The organism is Ensifer sp. SL37, from assembly GCF_026672675.1.
GTDB lineage: Bacteria > Pseudomonadota > Alphaproteobacteria > Rhizobiales > Rhizobiaceae > Ensifer > Ensifer adhaerens.
Genome location: NZ_JAPPRN010000001.1, coordinates 47,870 through 64,549, shown reverse-complemented (window position 1 = coordinate 64,549; position 16,680 = coordinate 47,870). Strand labels below are relative to the sequence as shown.

At 62.5% G+C, this 16,680-nt stretch carries 14 protein-coding genes; 12 read left to right on the top strand and 2 right to left on the bottom strand.

What is annotated here, in order from left to right:
• Both OVA00_RS00315 and OVA00_RS00310 read left to right on the top strand, forming a co-directional pair.
• On the top strand, window positions 1-1,068 hold the full coding sequence (locus OVA00_RS00315) for a phosphotriesterase family protein (protein WP_268087661.1): 1,068 nt from the start codon (window positions 1-3) through the stop codon (window positions 1,066-1,068).
• A 39-nt stretch (window positions 1,069-1,107) separates the two neighbouring features.
• The gene (locus tag OVA00_RS00310; RefSeq protein ID WP_090297339.1) at window positions 1,108-1,875 is read left to right on the top strand and encodes a glutamine amidotransferase; all 768 of its coding nucleotides are present in this window, start codon (window positions 1,108-1,110) and stop codon (window positions 1,873-1,875) included.
• A 31-nt stretch (window positions 1,876-1,906) separates the two neighbouring features.
• Here OVA00_RS00310 and OVA00_RS00305 read toward each other — a convergent pair whose 3' ends face one another.
• Window positions 1,907-2,806, bottom strand: a complete 900-nt coding sequence (locus tag OVA00_RS00305) for a ribokinase (protein WP_268087660.1) — start codon at window positions 2,804-2,806, stop codon at window positions 1,907-1,909.
• Between the two features lie 25 nt (window positions 2,807-2,831).
• Between OVA00_RS00305 and OVA00_RS00300 the strand changes: the two genes are divergently transcribed.
• The 8 genes from OVA00_RS00300 (at window position 2,832) to OVA00_RS00265 (ending at window position 10,344) form a co-directional block, all read left to right on the top strand.
• Window positions 2,832-3,674 (top strand): BtpA/SgcQ family protein, encoded by an 843-nt coding sequence (locus OVA00_RS00300; RefSeq protein ID WP_112772383.1) that lies wholly within the window; start codon window positions 2,832-2,834, stop codon window positions 3,672-3,674.
• Between the two features lie 2 nt (window positions 3,675-3,676).
• The gene (locus OVA00_RS00295; RefSeq protein ID WP_268087659.1) at window positions 3,677-4,324 is read left to right on the top strand and encodes a TenA family protein; all 648 of its coding nucleotides are present in this window, start codon (window positions 3,677-3,679) and stop codon (window positions 4,322-4,324) included.
• Between the two features lie 24 nt (window positions 4,325-4,348).
• Window positions 4,349-5,656, top strand: a complete 1,308-nt coding sequence (locus OVA00_RS00290; RefSeq protein WP_268087658.1) for a Zn-dependent hydrolase — start codon at window positions 4,349-4,351, stop codon at window positions 5,654-5,656.
• Window positions 5,657-5,756: 100 nt separating this feature from the next.
• Window positions 5,757-6,287, top strand: a complete 531-nt coding sequence (locus OVA00_RS00285; RefSeq protein ID WP_060529059.1) for a sigma-70 family RNA polymerase sigma factor — start codon at window positions 5,757-5,759, stop codon at window positions 6,285-6,287.
• Window positions 6,280-7,041, top strand: a complete 762-nt coding sequence (locus OVA00_RS00280; protein ID WP_268087657.1) for an anti-sigma factor family protein — start codon at window positions 6,280-6,282, stop codon at window positions 7,039-7,041. The genes OVA00_RS00285 and OVA00_RS00280 overlap by 8 nt, the downstream gene beginning before the upstream one ends.
• 10 nt (window positions 7,042-7,051) lie before the next feature.
• Complete coding sequence (locus OVA00_RS00275) at window positions 7,052-7,768, top strand: Bax inhibitor-1/YccA family protein (RefSeq protein ID WP_034790478.1); 717 nt, start codon at window positions 7,052-7,054, stop codon at window positions 7,766-7,768.
• 27 nt (window positions 7,769-7,795) lie between these two features.
• On the top strand, window positions 7,796-8,362 hold the full coding sequence (locus OVA00_RS00270; protein WP_034790482.1) for a DUF2076 domain-containing protein: 567 nt from the start codon (window positions 7,796-7,798) through the stop codon (window positions 8,360-8,362).
• Between the two features lie 401 nt (window positions 8,363-8,763).
• On the top strand, window positions 8,764-10,344 hold the full coding sequence (locus tag OVA00_RS00265) for a TerC family protein (RefSeq protein ID WP_268087656.1): 1,581 nt from the start codon (window positions 8,764-8,766) through the stop codon (window positions 10,342-10,344).
• A gap of 56 nt (window positions 10,345-10,400) precedes the next feature.
• Here the strand turns inward: OVA00_RS00265 and OVA00_RS00260 are convergent, their stop codons facing one another.
• Window positions 10,401-11,414 (bottom strand): 2Fe-2S iron-sulfur cluster-binding protein, encoded by a 1,014-nt coding sequence (locus OVA00_RS00260; protein ID WP_060521146.1) that lies wholly within the window; start codon window positions 11,412-11,414, stop codon window positions 10,401-10,403.
• Between the two features lie 473 nt (window positions 11,415-11,887).
• Between OVA00_RS00260 and OVA00_RS00255 the strand changes: the two genes are divergently transcribed.
• Both OVA00_RS00255 and OVA00_RS00250 read left to right on the top strand, forming a co-directional pair.
• Entirely contained in the window at window positions 11,888-13,150 is a 1,263-nt protein-coding gene (locus OVA00_RS00255; protein WP_268087655.1) for an efflux RND transporter periplasmic adaptor subunit, read from the top strand.
• Complete coding sequence (locus tag OVA00_RS00250; RefSeq protein ID WP_268087654.1) at window positions 13,147-16,326, top strand: efflux RND transporter permease subunit; 3,180 nt, start codon at window positions 13,147-13,149, stop codon at window positions 16,324-16,326. The genes OVA00_RS00255 and OVA00_RS00250 overlap by 4 nt, the downstream gene beginning before the upstream one ends.
• Window positions 16,327-16,680 lie beyond the last annotated feature (354 nt).

The window sequence follows — 16,680 nt, the reverse complement described above, 5'->3', positions numbered from 1 at the left end:
ATGAGCAAGGAGCTGTCAGAAGGACATGTGCGGTCCGGCAAGGTGATGACGGTGAACGGCGCGATCAACGCGGATCAACTCGGCATCACACTGATGCACGAGCATATCCTCAACGATTGCCGCTGCTGGTGGAACGCACCGCAAACGAAGGAGCGTCAGTATCTCGCCGAAGGCTTCGTCTGCATGGAGATCCTCGGCGAACTGCGCCAGGACCCCTTCGTTAACAAGCACAACATTACGCTCGACGACGAACCCTTGGCTATCGCCGAATTGCAGGCTTTCGCGACCGCAGGCGGCCGTACAGTCGTCGAACCTACCTGCAATGGCATCGGTCGAAACCCGCTCGCCTTACGGCGCATCTCCAAGGCGACGGGTCTCAATATCGTGATGGGGGCCGGATATTATCTTGCCTCCTCGCATCCGGCCGAGGTCGCGGACATGAGCGTCGACCAGATCGCCGACGGCATCGTCCGCGAGGCCATCGACGGTGTCGACGGCACGGGCGTGAAAATCGGACTGATCGGCGAGATCGGCGTCTCCTCCGATTTCACTCCGGCCGAGGAGAAGTCCCTGCGTGGGGCCGCCCGGGCGCAGGTCCGGACCGGTTTGCCGCTGATGGTGCATCTGCCGGGCTGGTTCCGGCTCGGCCATCGGGTGCTCGATGTCGTCGCCGAGGAAGGGGCGGATCTGCGCCACACCGTGCTTTGTCACATGAACCCGTCCCACGACGATTTCGCCTATCAAAGCGAGCTCGCCGAACGCGGTGCGTTCATCGAATACGACATGATCGGCATGGACTTCTTCTATGCCGATCAACAGGTACAGTGCCCGAGCGACGAAGAGGCAGCACGAGCGATCGCCAGGCTGGTGGACGCCGGCCACATGGACCGCATCCTGCTCTCGCACGATGTGTTCCTGAAGATGATGCTCAGCCACTACGGAGGCAACGGCTATGCCTACGTCCTGCGCCACTTCCTGCCGCGTCTCAAACGACACGGGGTGGAGGACGGCGCGCTCGACAGAATGATGCGGGACAACCCCCGCTCGGTATTCCAAACCGGGGCCTGATATCGGCTCCCAACGCTATTCAAGACAGACGGATAGACCATGACAAAGAAAGTGCTTCTCGTCGGCGAGAGCTGGGTAAGCTCCGCCACCCACTACAAGGGTTTCGACCAGTTCGGCAGCGTGACCTTCCATCTGGGCGCGGAACCGCTCGTCAAGGTGCTCAAGGACAGCGAGTTCGAGCTGACCTACATGACCGCACACGACGCCGTGGACCAGTTCCCCTATGAAATGGCAGGCCTCGACCAGTACGATGCGATCATCCTGTCGGATATCGGCGCCAACTCGCTGTTGCTGCCGCCGGCCGTATGGCTGCACTCGCGCACCGTTCCGAACCGGTTGAAGCTCATCAAGGCTTGGGTCGAAAAGGGCGGAGCGCTGTTGATGGTCGGCGGCTACTTCTCCTTCCAGGGTATCGACGGTAAGGCGCGCTGGCGCCGCACGGCTGTCGAAGACACGCTTCCGGTGACGTGCCTTCCCTATGACGACCGCGTCGAGATTCCCGAGGGCGCGGTTGCCGACGTCGTCAAGCCGGACCATCCGACCATGGCGGGGCTTTCGGGCAGTTGGCCGTTGCTTCTCGGCGTCAATGAAGTGGAGGTTCGCGATGGAGCCGAGGTCGTCGCCCGGCTTCCCGAAGATCAGGGCGGACACCCGCTGCTCGTCCTTGGCGGTTTCGGCAAGGGGCGCACCGCCGCCTGGACGTCCGATATCGGCCCCCACTGGCTGTCGCCGGCATTCTGCGAGTGGGAGGGCTACGGCCGCCTCTGGAAGAACATCCTTGGGTGGATGACAGAAACGGCGCGCTAACCGCAGCGAGGAGCGCGCGCTGAGGAGAGCCTCAGCGCGCGGCCAGGATCGCTTGCAACTGCTCGATCGACGGAAACGCCGAACGGGTTCCGGGACGGCTTACAGTGATGGCGGCGGCGCGCGTTGCATGTTCGATCGCGGTGCGATCGAGGCGAGTGCCACGAAGTGCGGCGGATGCGAGCGCCACCGCCATGAACGTGTCGCCGGCGCCTGTCGTGTCGACGACGTCGCATTCGACGGCGCCGATCCGGACACTGCTTTCGGCGGTGACGAGCATGGCTCCGTCGCCGCCGAAGGTCAGGACGACTTCGCGAACGCCGGCCGCAAGCAGCTTGCGGGCAGCCTCTTCGCCGCTGGTACCGGTCATTGCCTGCGCCTCACCCTGGTTGAGGAAAGCAATGTCAACCAAGGGCCACAGGGTGCTGAAATAGGGACGCAAGGGAGACGGATTGAAGGCGGTGATCATGTGGTGGGCGCGCGCAGCTTCAAGGACACCGCGCGTCGTTTCGTCCGACAGGTTTCCCTGGAGCACAGCAAGGTCGCCGGGAACCGCGTCGGCCAGCGCCGCGACGGCGTCGGCAAGCGTGAGGTTCTGGGCAGAGTCGGTGGTCGTGATGTTGACGTTTTCTCCATCCGGCGTGGTCAGCACGATCGAGAAGTCGGTGGACTTGCCGAGGACCGGCACAAGTCTGCTGACCACCGGTTCGCTTGCCAGATGCTGGCGGATCATGTCGGCGCGAAAACCGTCGCCGAAGGCTGCGACAAGGCTCGTCGGCAGGCCGGTGCGGGCCATGACAACAGCCTGGTTCGCGCCCTTGCCACCGAGGTCCCGGGACCGCTGGCTACCGTGGATCGATGCGCCCGCGGCCGGCATTTCCGACACGGCGATAGTCTCGTCCACCGTCACATTACCGATTACGTAAGCGTGCATGAACATACCTTCGAAAGGGAGAGAAATGCAGGAAATATCTGACAAGTCCACAAGCGCCATAAGGGAAATATTTGGGACTGACAAGGTTCTGATAGGCATGATCCATTGCCCGGCCTTCCCCGGTGCGCCGCGCTATCGGGGTGCCGATATGTCTGTTATCTACGATGCCTGCATGCGTGACGCCGAGGCGTTGGTCGAGGGTGGCCTGCATGGCCTGATGATCGAAAATCATGGCGACGTGCCGTTCTCCAAGCCGGAAGATATCGGCCACGAAACGGCAGCCTTCATGTCGGTCGTCACCGACCGGATCGCGCGGGCGACAGGTGTGCCGCTCGGCATCAACGTCCTTGCCAATGCGCCGATCCCGGCCTTTGCCATCGCCATGGCGGGCGGCGCCAAGTTCATTCGCGTCAACCAGTGGGCCAATGCCTATGTCGCCAACGAAGGCTTCATGGAGGGTCGGGCCGCAGAAGCGATGCGCTACCGTTCGCTGCTGCGTGCCGAGCACATCAAGGTCTTTGCCGACAGCCATGTGAAGCACGGCGCCCACGCCATCGTGGCCGACCGATCGATCCAGGAGTTGACGCGCGACCTCGCCTTCTTCGACGCCGACGGTGTGATCGCCACCGGTCAGCGCACCGGCAATACGGCAACCATCGAGGAGATCGAGGAGATCGGCTCGGCGACGCACCTACCGCTTCTGGTCGGCTCGGGCGTGACCAAGGACAACATCGTCGAAATCCTCAAGCGCACCAACGGCGTGATCGTCGCCTCGTCTCTGAAGCAGGGCGGGGTCTGGTGGAACCCGGTCGATATCGAGCGGGTTAAGGCTTTCCGCGCCGCTGCCGAACCCGCGCTGGAGGCGTGACGATGGCGGCTGAAACGCTTTCGGAACAGATCCTGCGGGAAAACGCCACCGTCTTCGAAGCCATGGTGAACCATCGCTTCGTCGAGGACATCGTGATGGAGCGCCTGTCCCCGCAGGTTTTCGAACGCTATCTCGTCTATGAGGGGGCCTTCGTCGAAACCGCGATCTCGATCTTCGCCTTTGCGGCGGCGAAGGCCGAGACGATCGAACAGAAGCGCTGGTTGATTGCCGTTCTGGATGCGCTCGCCAACCAGCAGATCGCTTACTTCGAACGGATTTTTGCCGAACGCAATATCGATCCCGGCACCTATGATCTCAATGTTGCCGAGGTCGAGGCTTTCCGAACGGGTATGCTGGACATCGCCCGCAACGGCGGTTTCCTCGATACCGTCGCTGCCATGTTTGCGGCCGAGTGGATGTACTGGACCTGGTCGGAAAGGGCCGCCCGTTCATCGTTTGCCGATCCACATTTGAAGGAATGGGTCGAAATGCACGCCGATGATGAGTTTGCGGCTCAGGCGAAGTGGCTGAAGCAAGAACTCGACGTTGCCGGCGACGCGCTCGAGGCTTCCGAGCGCAAACGCCTGAGCGCTATCTTCGGGCGAGCGCAGCAACTGGAAATCGCCTTTCATGACGCAGCCTACGTCTGATCAAGGCGACATTTGGGAACGACTATGACCTCTCGCACCACAGTGGACGGCAAGCGCCTGCTCAAGCGTCTTGATGACTTCGCAAAAATCGGCGGGACGCCGGCCGGGGGCGTCAACCGGCAGGCTTTGTCGGTGGAAGATCGGGGCTCCCGCCGGCTGCTAGCGGAACTCGCGCTTGCGCGCGGTTTCCGCGTCTTCCAGGATCCGATGGCAAACCTGTTCATCCGGCGGGAGGGCCTTTTTCCTCAAAGGCCGCCGTTCGTGATCGGCAGCCACCTCGACAGCCAGCCGACCGGTGGGCGCTTTGACGGAGCGCTCGGCACCCTGGCGGCCTTTGAGGTGATGGAAAGTCTCGAAGATGCTGGCATTGAGACTGATTTTCCGCTTGAGGTCGTTGCCTGGACGAACGAGGAAGGAAGCCGCTTTGCCCCCGGCACGATGGGATCGATGGCGTTTGCCGCCGGTGCCATCCCCGAGGCCTGGTCCGATCTTCGCGGCCGCGACGGAGCGTTGTTCGTCGATGAGTTGGAGGCAACACTGAAAGCCCTGCCGGAAGCCGAAATGCGCCCGCTCGGCTTCCCAATCACCGGCTACCTTGAGCTTCATATCGAACAGGGCCCGTCGCTCGAACGGGAGAACATACCGGTTGGCATCGTCTATGGCATCCAGGGCACGCGGTGGCTGGAGGTCAGGATCGATGGGCAGGCAGCGCATGCGGGCACGACGGCGCTCGAATTCCGGCGCGACCCGATGGCCGCGGCCGTTGCCGCGCTTGAACCACTGTATAGGAGCGCCATGCCGGGCGACCCGCGCGCACGCTTTACCGTCGGCCGCTTCGCAGTCGAACCAGGTTCGGTGAACTCGATTCCGGGGTCGGTCACGTTCACCGTCGATCTGCGCCACCCGGAGACCAACGCCATCGACTACCTGGAAGAGCGGGTCCGGCAGGCATGTGACAACGCCTCTAAAGCCAACGGTTGCCAGAGCGCAACGCGGCAAATCTTCGACATGCCGCCCGCCCTCTTTTCAGACGACCTGCTCGCCTGCCTCGATCGCGCTGCCGCATCGCTCGGACTGAAGACCAAGCGTATGCTCTCCGGCGCCTTCCACGATGCCTTGTTCGTCAGTCGTGTCGCGCCGGCAGCCATGATCTTCGTGCCTTGCCGCGACGGGCTTAGCCACAACGAAGCGGAATATGTCGAGCCCGCGCATTCCATCGAAGGTGCCCGTATGCTGCTTGCCGCGACCCTCGAAGCGTTTGCTGCGAGCGCAAAGAGCGCGGCGCGGGTGCGGCTCGCCGCCCCTATAGCCAGCGCAGGCGCGCTTCGGTGATGCCAGCGAAGCATGCGCTCCTAAACTGCTGCATCCGGCTGAATGATATTTTTTTCGTCGACGATGGATGAGAAATCGCATCGGCTCCGTATATGCGGGTATGGAATCGAAAAAAGGCGCTTTCGACGTTATTGGGCAGCTGGCCGCGCTGCGGCGCTATGCGCGTTCGCTTGCGCGCAATTCGCCTGACGCAGAAGATCTCGTTCATGATGCCTTGGTGAGAGCCTACGAGCGGCGCTCGACGTTCCGGTCGGGAGCGAACCTTCGAAACTGGCTTTTCGCCATCGTTCGCAACGCCCATATCGACCGCGTACGATCGGCGATGTCGCGCGGCCAGCGTGACAGCCAGACGGCGCAGGAAGCCGTGTCATCCTACCCGGCCCACCAGGAACACAGCGTCCGGCTCGCTCAGGTTCGCGAGGCGTTCATGCTGCTGCCGGAGGAGCAGCGCGAAGCCCTACATCTGGTTGCTGTCGAAGATCTCTCCTACCAGGAGGCCGCCGACATACTCGACATCCCCGTCGGGACCTTGATGTCGCGTGTCTCCCGTGCACGAGCAGCGCTCAGAGATTTCGAAAGCGGACGGAGGAAGCCTAACCATCTGAAGCTTGTCGGAGGCGACAATGACTGACGTCGATACGATTACCGATGGCGATCTCGACGCCTACATCGACAATCAGCTCGACGCAACCGGTCGGCTGCGGGTCGAGACCTGGCTTGCCAGGAATCCGGATGCGGCGGCGCGCGTCATGGCCGACCTCGGCATGCGCACCACGCTCAAACTGGCGATGACGTCGGATGTCGTTGCCGGTCGTCCAGAGACGCGCGAGGCGGCCCGGCGCCTTTCTTCTGGGCTTGCGAATGCGCGCGTTTGGAACGCGCTGCAAAAGGTTGCGGCGGTCGGCTTGATGGTGTCAGTCGGGTGGATTGCCCATTCGGCGGTCGGCCCGAGCGAAGTCAATGCCTCGGCCCATCCGCCGGCTTTCGTGGAGCACGCCATCCGCGCCCATCAGACCTCGGTCGTCAGGGCTGGAATGCCGTCGCAGCCTGAGGTTCAGACCTATGACCGGGACGACATTCGTGCCGCGACCGCCATCGTCATGCCGGAGCTCCCGAAGGGCTGGAACGTCATCGATGTCCAGGTGTTCCCCTCGGAATTCGGACCCAGCGTCGAGATGAGCGTCAAGACCGATGCGGGCACGGTCATTTCACTTTTCGCCGGCAGGCCCGGTCGTTTCGCGGTCGAACCCGTGAAGGATCTCAACCTTTCCAATGCCGAGGCTGCCTGGTGGCAGGTCGGCGAGGTTGCCTATGCCGTCGTTTCAAGCAAGCCGGGCATCGGCCTCAGCGACGAGGCCGAGCTTCTCAAGAACTCACTTTACTGAGGAAACCTTCATGTATCAGAACCAGAACCGCTTCGGCGGCATGAGTCAGGCTTCGGCCGCCGCCCTCGACGAGGGCCTTCGCCAGCACATGCTGCGCGTCTTCAACTATATGGGCCTCGGCCTCGTCGTGACGGGCCTTGTCGCCTTCATCGTCGGCACCACGCCGGCGCTTTACGTGCCGATCTTCTCCACGCCGCTGAAATGGGTGGTGATGCTGGCGCCGCTCGCCTTCGTCTTCTTCTTTTCCTTTAAGATGCATTCGATGTCGGCATCCTCGGCACAGATGACCTTCTGGGCCTTCTGCGCCGTTATGGGCCTGTCGCTCGCTTCCGTCTTCCTGGTCTTCACCGGCGCCAGCATCGCCCGCACCTTCTTCATCGCCGCCACCATGTTCGGAGCGACGAGCCTCTACGGCTATGTGACGAAACGGGACCTCGCGAAGTTCGGTTCGTTCATGATCATGGGTCTGATCGGCGTGATGATAGCCTCGATCGTCAACATCTTCCTCGGTTCCAGCGCCCTTCAGTTTGCCGTCTCGGTGATCGGCATCGTCGTCTTCGTCGGTCTGACCGCCTGGGACACGCAGAACATCAAGGAGCAGTATGCCGACAACTTCGACCAGGAATCCCAGCAGAAGCTGGCGGTCTTCGGCGCTCTCTCGCTCTACCTGAACTTCGTCAACATCTTCCAGCTGCTGCTGAATTTCACCGGCCAGCGCGAAGAGTAACAGTCGCCGATATCAAGGACATATCTTATGGATCGCAATGATCAACAGGCCATAGACGGCCTGTTCTCCAAGCTCGCCCAGGCGGAGCGCCAATCCGCTCCGCGCGACGCGGAAGCCGACCGCTTCATTCAAGAGCGGATCGGCCAGCAGCCGGGCGCGCCCTATTACATGGCGCAGACGATCGTCGTACAGGAACAGGCACTGGAGGCGGCTCAACGCCGTATCGAAGAACTGGAAGCGCACACCGCACAAAGCCAGCAGCGCGGCGGCTTCTTCTCCTCGATGTTCGGCAGCAACGCTGCCCCTCAGCGCCCCGCGCCACAACAGGCCGGGTATGGCCGTGCGGCCCCGAGCTCGCCATGGGGCAACCAGAGCCAGGCTTACGGCCAGCCGATGCAACAGCGCACCGGCGGCGGCTTCCTCGCGGGCGCCGCGCAGACCGCAATGGGCGTCGCCGGTGGCGTCCTGCTCGGCAATGCGATTGCCGGCATGTTGGGTGGTAACGAGGCCCAGGCCGCTCAACCAGCCGCCCCTGCCCCGGAGCCGGAAGCGCCCGTTGACGACATGGATTTCGGCGGCGACGAAGATATTTGACGCCGCTTTTGGCTTCCGGGGACCGTCCCCCTCCCCCGGAAGCCAGCCTTCCCTCAGAGCCAACCCTTTCTCATGATCCCAGCTGCACCAAGCCCACCGCCTGTCCCCCATCCGGTCACGACGACCCGCCACCTTGTCGGTCGCGCAGGATGGGCGGAGTTCGGCTTGCTGTTTGCCGCCCGCTCCATGGCCTATCCGACAAGGCGGACCACGCGGCATGCCTGACGACGCCGACCCTGACCAACGTTCATCAGACCCCACAAGCGCGGCTCCGCTGAAGCGGTTTCGCGGTCACCTACTTTGCGCCCGCAACCGTCGACCAGACGGGCGGGCGACGTTTTTTCTTTTCCCATCAACAATAGAAGGATTGGCCTTGCCTTGAGGGCTGGCCTTTAAACCCAATGATGTTCGAATGGATGTCTGATCCGGCCGCCTGGGCGGGTCTCGCCACCCTCATCGTTCTCGAGATCGTGCTCGGTATCGACAACCTCGTCTTCATCGCCATCCTCGCGGACAAGCTTCCAGAGCATCAACGGGAAAGAGCCCGACTGATCGGCCTCGGACTGGCGCTGGGCATGCGTCTCGTCCTGCTTGCCTCGATCGCCTGGATCGTGACGCTGACCACTCCGTTGTTCACAGTGCTCGGCGCTGAGATCTCCGGCCGCGACCTGATCCTTCTGTTCGGCGGCCTGTTCCTTCTGTTCAAGGGGACGATGGAGCTGCACGAGCGCCTCGAGGGCCATGCCGGTCACAAGGAAGGCAAGGTGGAGCATGCGGTCTTCTGGCAGGTCCTCGTGCAGATCGTCGTCCTCGATGCCGTCTTCTCGCTGGACAGCGTCATCACCGCCGTCGGGATGGTTCAGCATCTCTCCGTGATGATGATCGCGGTCATTGTCGCCGTCGGCGTGATGCTGCTTGCGTCCAAACCACTGATGGCCTTCGTGTCGAAACACCCGACCGTCGTCATCCTCTGCCTCGGCTTCCTGATGATGATCGGCTTCTCCTTGATCGTCGAAGGGTTCGGTTTCCATATCCCCAAGGGCTACCTCTATGCGGCAATCGGCTTTTCGGTGCTGATCGAGGCCTTCAACCAGATCGGACGCCGCAACCGCGAACGCTTCATGACGACGGGTGACTTGCGCGAGCGTACGGCAAATGCCGTTCTCTCCCTCCTCGGTCGACGCAAGAGCGAGACGTCGCTCGGCGAAACGGCCGATGTCATCGCGGAGCGGGCGACGGAGGACGAACTGTTCACGCCGGTGGAGCACGAGATGATCGAAGGCGTACTGACACTTGCAGAGCGCCCGGCAAAATCGGTCATGACCCCGAGGCTTGATGTCGAGTGGCTGGATATCGAGGAGAGTGACGACGAGTTGCGCCGCAAAATCATCGAAACAGGTCATTCGCGCTTCCCGATCGGACGCGGCAATCTCGATGAGTTCCTGGGCGTCGCGCTGGCGAAAGACCTGTTGAGAGACCTGCTCGAGACCGGCAAGATCGACTTCAGCCGATCCCTTCGCCAGCCCCTGGTCGTGCATGAAACCGTCAGCGCGCTGCGCCTGCTTGAGCAGTTGCGCCAGTCTCCCCTTCAGGTCGCGATCGTCCTTGACGAATATGGCTCGATGGAAGGCCTGGTGACACCAACAGACCTGCTCGAAGCCATCGCCGGCGACTTTGCCGACGATGATGATGATCAGTTGACGGTCGAGCGCGAGGAAGACGGAGCGCTCCTCGTCGACGGGTGGATCGATATCCGGCATGTCTCAAAACTGCTGGAGGTCGATCTCGTGGATCAGGCCGACCGCTACTCCACGCTGGCGGGCCTCGTTCTTTGGCGCCTCGGACACCTGCCGAACCAGGGCGAAAGCGTCAGCTTTGGTGGCCTGACCTATGAAGTCGTCGCCTTGGATGGCCGCAACGTCGACAAGGTCAGGATCCGAAGGCCGCAGATGGAGGAACTGACGGGCGCCCAGTTTCGCTGAGCTTCCGCCAGGCTGAGATGAAGCAGTTGCACCGCCGATTTTGCGCCCGAGAGCGGCTATTCCGCCGGCTCGGGCGTGAAAAACACGTCGGCATGCATGTCTGAGCGGTTCAGGCCGCGCGCAAACGCAACCTCCATTGCCGCATCCACCATCGGCGGCGGGCCGGCGACATAGGCTTTCCATCCGTCGAGGTCAGACAGATCCTCGGCCACTGCCTCCGTCACGAATCCACGGCGGTATCCTGCCGAATCCGCCTCCGACAACACGGCCTGGAAGACGAGATTGGCGTGCCACTCGGCGAGCGCGCGAAAATGATCGACGAGGTAGAGATCACGCTCGCTGCGTGCGCCGAAGTAGAGATGGATCGGCTGCTTCAGGCCGTGGGCAAGGGCGGTTTCGACGATCGATTTGATGGGGGCGAGGCCGGAGCCGCCGGCGATGCACAGGATCGGGCCGGAGTGGTTCTCCCGCAGATAGGAGGATCCCATCGGGTATTCGAGCGTCACCTTGTCCCCGGCCTTCAGAGCGCCGTGCACATATTGCGAGGTCGCTCCGCCGACCACGTGGCGAATGTGGAACTCCACCCGGCCGTCGCCATGCCGGTTGGCCATGGAATAGCTGCGGGCGGGGACCCCGTCGAAACTCACCTGCGCATATTGTCCAGCGACGAAACGAGAGCTGCCCCCATCTTCCGCATCGATGCGCACCAGCTTGATGTCGTGCGTGAGGTCCTCCAGATGCGTAACGATGCCGCTTAGCCGTTGGGGCGTTTGGACGGCATCTTCTTCGCCGCCTCCAAGCCATGCCACGGCGGTGTCCGTTACCGGAAGCGCCCGGCAGGCAAGGATGAGACCGCCGGCTTTCTCCTCGTCGGTGAGGGCGAAGGGCGAATGCTGGAGAAGCTCCACCTCGCCTTCGATCAGCCGAGACTTGCAAGCGCCGCACCGCCCGGATCTGCAGCCATGGGGGTAAGGAAGCTTGGCGGCGAGCGCAGCGTCGAGAATGGTCTGGTCGGCGTGCACTTCGAGGTTTGTTCGTGCCGATCGTATGTCTATGCGTTTGACGGTCATATCAAATGTTTCCTCACAGAGTTCGAATTCTCTCGCGGGCCGGTTCCTGACGGCGGCAAGCGAAAATGCCCTCAGGCTGCGGCTTCCAGCGCTGGTAAGGTCAAGGGGTATCGGATCACCGCCGACGTTCTCAGTTTCGGAGATTGGAATGCGACGGCGAACCTGGACCGATCGCCTAGTGGGACTCTCGGCGCGACCACACGAATGACGGTGGCGTGGCGCCCCAGCAAAGAACACAGCTCAGTCGTGGTCGGCGCCCCCCGCCGGAGTGCCAGCCGCGGGGAATACACAAGACGAAAATCCAGATTTTCCAATCTCTTATCGGCAGAACCTGACCATTCGTATCAGGGTGAGCGAAAGAAGTTTCAGGAGGTCTTGACCTTTCCATCGTTGGAAACCGCACCTTCGCGAAGAACTGATCGCTGCCGTGGCCGCTCCGGCCGCAAGCGTGAACAAAATGAAGGTGAACGAGAATGAGTAAAAAGGCCGCCGCCCTGTTCCTAGCCGGTATCGCAACCGTTGGAGGGCTTGCGCTTGCCGACGGCGATGGAATGGGAACCTTCGCCAGTCGGCTTCTTGGGCTTGCCTCCTCGACCAGTGCGTCGGAGGCAGTCGCGGCGACCGGAACCACGGGTGCGCCCATGCCCAAGGTTCCGGTCGCCGAGGTCATCACGCGAGAGGTCGCGCCAGCCGTAGAGTTCACCGGCCACTTCGAGGCGGCAAAATCCGTTGAACTGCGTCCGCGTGTCGGCGGCGCCATCGACAGGGTGAGTGTTCCCGAAGGCGCTCTCGTCAAACCGGAACAGGTCCTGTTCCAGATCGATCCGCGACCGTTCCAAGTCGCCCTGGACGCCGCCAAGGCGCGGTTGAAACAGGCGATCGTTCTTCTCGATCACGCCGACATCGCGTTCCGCCGCGCCAAATCCCTGGCTCCGAACGGGACCGTGTCGCGCAAGACCTATGACGATGCCGAGGCAGTGCGGCGCCAACGGCAGGCCGAGGTCGAAATCGCCAAGGCGGCAGTGGCTGCGGCAGAGCTTGATCTCTCCTTCACGCGCGTCGCAGCCCCGATTGGCGGGCGGGTCGATCGTGTCCGGGTGACCGAGGGCAACCTTGTTTCAGGCGGCAATGCGGGTGCCGCCACGCTCCTCACCACCATCGTCTCCACGGACCCGCTCTACGTCTACTTCGACATCGACGAAGCGACGTTTCTCGATTTTGGCGGGCGAGCGCGTCTTGACAAGGGAGAAGGCGGAACCGAGAAGCTGCCGGTCGGGATTGGCCTCATGACGGATGCCGGTTTCCCCCATGCCGGCGTGCTCGACTTCATCAGCAACCAGGTCGAACGCAGCACCGGCACGATCCGGGCCCGCGCGATCGTCCGGAATCCGGATGGACTGCTGGCCCCGGGTCTCTTTGCTCGGGTGAACCTTGTGACGGCCCAGCCAGCCCGCACCGTTCTGATCGACGATCAGGCGATCGGTACCGACCAGGGTCGCCGCTATGTGTTGACGCTGAGCTCGGGGAACAAGGCCGAGTACCGGCCGATCGAACTCGGTCCGATGATCGACGGCTTGCGTGTCGTCGCAAGCGGTCTCAGGTCGGGTGAGAAGATCATTCTCAAGGGCCTCGTGCGCCCTGGTATGGAGGTTGACCCGCAGATGGTTTCGATGGTGTCGGGCGAGGCGGCCGAAGGTGACTTAGCGGCCGCCGCTTCGCAGGAGGCGCGTCGATGAACATTCCACGCTTTTTTGTCGACCGCCCCATCTTTGCGGTCGTTCTCTCCGTATTGATGCTGATCGGCGGTGGCCTGACCCTCCTAAAGCTGCCGCTCAGCGAATATCCCCAGGTGACGCCGCCGACCGTGCAGGTGACCGCAAGCTATCCGGGTGCCAGCCCCGAAGTGATCGCCGAAACGGTGGCGGCTCCGCTGGAGCAGGTGATCAACGGCGTCGAGAACATGCTCTACATGAGCTCGCAGGCCGCAACCGACGGGCGCATGACGCTGACGGTGACCTTTCAGCAGGGCACCGATCCCGACATGGCGCAGATCCAGGTTCAGAACCGGGTTTCGCGCGCGCTTCCGCGTCTGCCGCAGGAAGTTCAGCGCATCGGTGTCGTGACGCAGAAGACCTCGCCCGACATCCTGATGGTCGTGCATCTGGTTTCGCCCGATGACCGCTACGATCCTCTCCACCTATCGAACTTCGCGACGCTGCAGGTCCGCGACCAGCTCGCGCGCCTGTCGGGTGTGGGTGACGTGCTCGTCTGGGGAGCCGGCGAATACTCCATGCGGGTCTGGCTCGATCCGGCCAAGGTCGCGGCGCGCGGATTGACCGCTTCCGACGTGGTTGCTGCAATCCAGGAGCAGAACGCTCAGGTGGCCGCCGGCTCCGTCGGCCAGCAACCGGATGCCTCGGCAGCGCTGCAGGTCACGGTCAACACGCTCGGCAGGCTATCCAACGAAGAGCAGTTCGGCGCCATCGTCGTCAAGACCGGCGCCGATGGCCAGGTCACCCGGCTGCGCGACATTGCCCGCATCGAGTTGGGCGCCGACTCCTATGCGCTGCGCAGTCTTCTTGACGGCAAGCCGGCGCTGGCGCTGCAGATCATCCAAAGCCCCGGCGCCAACGCGCTCGACGTGGCGAGCTCCATTCGCGCCACGATGGAAGACCTGCAGAAAGGCTTTCCTGAGGGCATAGAGTATCGCATCGCCTACGATCCCACCGTCTTCGTGAAGGCCTCGCTGGAGGCCGTGGTGATGACGCTACTTGAAGCGATCGTGCTGGTCGTCATCGTGGTCGTGCTTTTTCTTCAGACCTGGCGCGCGTCGATCATCCCGCTGGTTGCCGTGCCGATCTCCTTGGTCGGCACATTCGCGCTGATGTACATGTTCGGCTTTTCGCTCAACACGCTGTCGCTGTTCGGCCTGGTGCTCTCGATCGGGATCGTGGTCGACGACGCGATCGTCGTCGTAGAAAACGTCGAGCGTCACATCGCGCTTGGCGAAACGCCGAAGGAAGCGGCGCGCAAGGCCATGGACGAAGTGACCGGGCCGATCATAGCGATCACGTCCGTGCTCTCGGCCGTGTTCATTCCGTCAGCGTTCCTATCCGGCCTGCAAGGCGAGTTCTATCGTCAGTTCGCCTTGACGATCGCAATCTCGACGATCCTGTCCGCGGTCAACTCCCTCACCCTTTCCCCGGCACTTGCAGGCGTGCTTCTGAAGCCACACCACGGCGAAGTGAAGCGCGATCTCCTGACGCGCGTGATAGACGGCCTGTTCGGCTGGTTCTTCCGGCTCTTCAACCGGTTCTTCGAGCGCGCTTCGAACGCCTATGTCTGGTCCGTGCGCCGCGCCGTCAGGTTCAGCGCACTCGTCCTTCTCGTTTACGCCGGCCTGGTCGCCACGACATGGCTGGGCTTCCAGACCGTGCCGAACGGCTTTGTCCCGGCGCAGGACAAATACTACCTGGTCGGCATCGCCCAATTGCCGACGGGAGCCTCGCTTGACCGGACCGAGGCGGTCGTCAAGAAGATGTCGGAGATAGCCCTCGCGGAACCGGGCGTCGAAAGCGTCGTCGCTTTTCCGGGGCTTTCGGTCAACGGCATGGTCAATATTCCCAATGCCGCTGTCATCTTCACGATGTTGAAGCCCTTCGACGAACGGAAGGATCCCTCCTTGTCCGCATTCGCGATCGCAGGTCGCCTGATGGGTAAGTTCAGCCAGATACCCGACGGTTTTGCCGGCATCTTCCCGCCGCCGCCCGTCCCGGGTCTCGGTACGACCGGCGGTTTCAAGTTCCAGGTCGAGGACAGGGCCGGTCTCGGCTTTGCGGCGCTCGCCGAAGCGCAAGGCGCGATCATGGGCAAGGCGATGCAGACGCCGGAGCTTGCCGGAATGCTTGCAAGCTTTCAGGTGAATGCGCCGCAGGTGCAGGTGGACATCGACCGGGTGAAAGCCAAGTCTCAAGGGGTGCCGCTCAACACCATCTTCGAAACGCTGCAGGTCAACCTCGGTTCTCTCTACGCCAACGATTTCAACCGCTTCGGCCGGACCTATCGCGTGGTGGTCCAGGCAGACGCGCCATTCCGCATGCAGCCGGAAGACATTGGCCGGCTGAAGGCGCGCAACGCGGCGGGCGCGATGATACCTTTGTCGGCGCTGTTGACGGTCAAGCACAGTTCGGGACCGGATCGCGTCATGCATTACAACAGCTTCCCGTCGGCCGATATCAGCGGCGGTCCGGCGCCCGGCTATTCGTTCGGCCAAGCAACCGCGGCCATAGAACGGATCGCGGCAGAGACGCTGCCACCCGGCATGACCTTCGAATGGACGGAGCTCGCCTATCAGGAAAAGCAGGCCGGAAACACGGCGATGTACATTTTCCCTCTGTCTGTCCTGCTGGCGTTTCTCATTCTCGCCGCCCAGTACAACAGCTGGTCTTTGCCGTTCGCCGTGTTGCTGATCGCACCGATGGCGCTGCTTTCCGCAATCGCAGGCGTCTGGTTTACGGGCGGCGACAACAACATCTTCACGCAGATCGGCTTTGTCGTTCTCGTGGGGCTCGCGGCCAAGAACGCGATCCTGATCGTCGAGTTCGCGCGAGCGAAAGAGGATGAAGGTGCCGATCCTCTGTCCGCCGTGCTCGAGGCGGCCCGCCTTCGGCTCAGACCGATCCTGATGACGTCGCTTGCCTTTATCGCAGGCGTCGTTCCGCTGGTAATTGCTAAAGGCGCTGGCGCAGAGATGCGCCACGTCATGGGCATCGCCGTCTTTGCCGGCATGCTCGGCGTTACCTTGTTCGGCCTCGTATTGACACCGGTGTTCTATGTCCTGGTGCGGAAGTTGGCGATCCGGCGGGAAAAAGGCCGAATCCCTGAAGGGGCGTCGCTGGCACAGCGAGCCTAAACCAACCATAACCATCGCACGCGGTCATGTCGGGAAGCCAGATGGCCACGTGCGATGCCTCCCGTCCGAAGGCAAATCCGATCGGCCTGGCAAACTGAGCGCAAGTGCAAATAATCGTCAGGTTTGCCGGCTAGGGCGCACCTGGTTGCCAGACGCAAACCGCAGGGCTCACGCAAACGTGCAAGGACGTGACCGGCAAAGGATTGCATCGGGTCGAAACCCTGGTAACACCCGGCTCCTCAAGCACCGCGTTGGAAGATCAGCAAGCGGTCGACGTCGGAATTTCGAGTGGGGCGCTGCTTTGCCTGGCGCTCTTCGTTGATCCCGACCGACCTCTCTCCCATATGCGACGAG